This is a genomic window from Burkholderia sp. HAN2018 (genome assembly GCF_024704855.1).
Classification (GTDB): Bacteria; Pseudomonadota; Gammaproteobacteria; order Burkholderiales; family Burkholderiaceae; genus Burkholderia; species Burkholderia cepacia.
The window spans coordinates 1-1,919 of record NZ_QOBB01000477.1 but is presented as its reverse complement, the minus strand read 5'-3'; the positions used below and the strand labels follow the sequence as shown (position 1 = coordinate 1,919).

The 1,919-nt window shown below is 70.6% G+C and carries 2 protein-coding genes and 1 pseudogene; all 3 read right to left on the bottom strand.

Features of this window, described 5'->3' with window-relative positions; translation table 11 throughout:
• Window positions 1-213: pseudogene (locus DPV74_RS41130) on the bottom strand (biotin--[acetyl-CoA-carboxylase] ligase); the annotation flags it as partial.
• A gap of 430 nt (window positions 214-643) precedes the next feature.
• Window positions 644-1,195 (bottom strand): hypothetical protein, encoded by a 552-nt coding sequence (locus DPV74_RS41125; RefSeq protein ID WP_048023872.1) that lies wholly within the window; start codon window positions 1,193-1,195, stop codon window positions 644-646.
• 199 nt (window positions 1,196-1,394) lie between these two features.
• Window positions 1,395-1,919, bottom strand: a 525-nt coding sequence (locus DPV74_RS41120) for a tetratricopeptide repeat protein (protein ID WP_162923329.1), incomplete at its 5' end; no start/stop codon positions are given.

Here is a 1,919-nt window from a genome sequence, read left to right as displayed (position 1 = left end):
GAACGCCACGCGCACGAGCGGCGCGGGCAGCGCGTTCGCGTGGCGCGGCAGCGCCTTGAGCCGGGTGGCGACGTCGGCGTTGGTCGAGCCGGTGGCGGCGACGATGTCGAGCGGCCACGCACGCGGCGCGGCGTCCAGGTGCGCCTCGAGCCGGTTGCGCGCGATGTGCGCGTCGCCGGAATCGGGCGTGTCGGAGGAGGTGGGGGCGTTCATGGCGCCTATTGTAGCGACAGGGGGTGGTGGCGCGCGTCGAGCGGCGCGCGCCACCGGCAGTGATCGACCGGCAGTGATCGACCGGCAGTGATCGATTGGCAGTGATCGATTGGCAGTGATCGATCGGCAGTGATCGATCGGCAGCGATCGATTGGCAGTGATCGACCGGCAGCGATCGACCGGCAGTGATCGACCGGCAGTGGTCGACCGGCAGCGATCGACCGGCGGCGACTGGCCGGCGGCGACCGATCGGCAATGACCAACCGGCAGCGACCAACCGGCAGCGACCAATCGGCAGCGACCGACCGGTAGCGACGAACCGGCAGTGACCAATCGGCAGTGACCAATCGGCGGTGACCGACCAGCATCTACCACCAAGGCTGCGCACGGCCGCCCGCATGCGCGCGGCGCCGGCGTGCCGCCGCACGACTCAATGCTTTTCCATCTGCTCCAGCGCCTTGATGTCTTCTTCGGACGTCATTTCGCACGCGAGCAGCGTCTTGCCCTTCAGCGCCGGGCCCTGGCGGGCCGACACGAGGATCAGCGCGCCGCCCGGGCCGCGCACCGTCAGGCGGCGCGAATAGCCTGCCGACGACGCGCCCAGCAGATGCCCCTTTTCAGGCGCGAGCTTGTAGCGTTGCGCGAGCTGGCCGGCGACTTCGCCGTCCACGAGCACGCCGATCCCGGTGCTGGTGAACACGACGTGCTGCGTCGTGAAGCCGTCCCGGTGGATCGGCTCCGGCAGGCGGAAGACCGCGGCGCCCAGCATCGATTCGTCCGGCTTCGGATCGGTGGCCTTGACGGTGTTGTAGATCGAGTCCATCAGGTCCGACGTGAACGGCGGATTGCAGATCGCGGCGTTGAAGATGTCGGGTTGGGCGGGCGGCGCGGCGAATGCAGCGAGCGGCGCGGCGGAGAGGGCAATGGCAATGGCGGCGGCGCCGACGGCAGCGGCGCGACGCCCGGACAGGCGAAGGGACATGAATGCAGTTCTCTCAGGTTTTATTGTGAGGCTGCATGTTAATGCATCGCCGCACGCCGGCCGATCGACGGGGAGCGGCCGGGTGGCGGCAATGCAACAGGCGCGCACCCGCGCGCCGCGATCGATTCCGTTGCCGGATGATCGATGCGCGGAGCGTCGGGGCTTGCCCGTCAGGCAGCCGGTGCGATGCGGGTTCGCGTTACGGCGCGACGACCGGATGCTTCAGCGCATGCGCGGTCTCGATCCACTGCGCGTGGAATTCGTCCGCGTCGGGCTTGAGCCCGAGCTCGCCGTTGCGGTAGGCCATCGCGAGCGTCTGCACGGCCTCCGGCAACTCGTGCTCGGCGGCCCGGCGATACAGCGCGAGCGCGCGTGCGTCGTCGCGCGGCACGCCGCTGCCGTCGCGGTACGCGTTCGCGAGCATGAAGTCTGCGGCCGGGATGTCCGCGCGCGACGCGACCTCGAACCAGTGCGCGGCCTGCACGGGATCGGCGGCGATCCCGTAGCCGCTGCGATAGATCAGCCCGAGGTAATACGCGGCGGCCGGGTCGCCCTGCGCGGCCGCTTCGCCGAGCAGCGTGCGGGCGCGTGCATAGTCCTTCGGCATGTCGCTGCTGCCGAGCAGCAACGCCTTGCCGAGCGCGAGCTGCGCCCGCCGGGCGGCCGGCGCGTCGGCCTTGCCGTTCGCCGTCGCGGCCGTTTCCAGCCAGCCGCGCCCCTCGTC

Excerpts from the sequence above, each read along its gene's own strand:
- DPV74_RS41125 (WP_048023872.1), bottom strand. The coding sequence starts at position 1,195 with ATGTCCCTTCGCCTGTCCGGGCGTCGCGCCGCTGCCGTCGGCGCCGCC.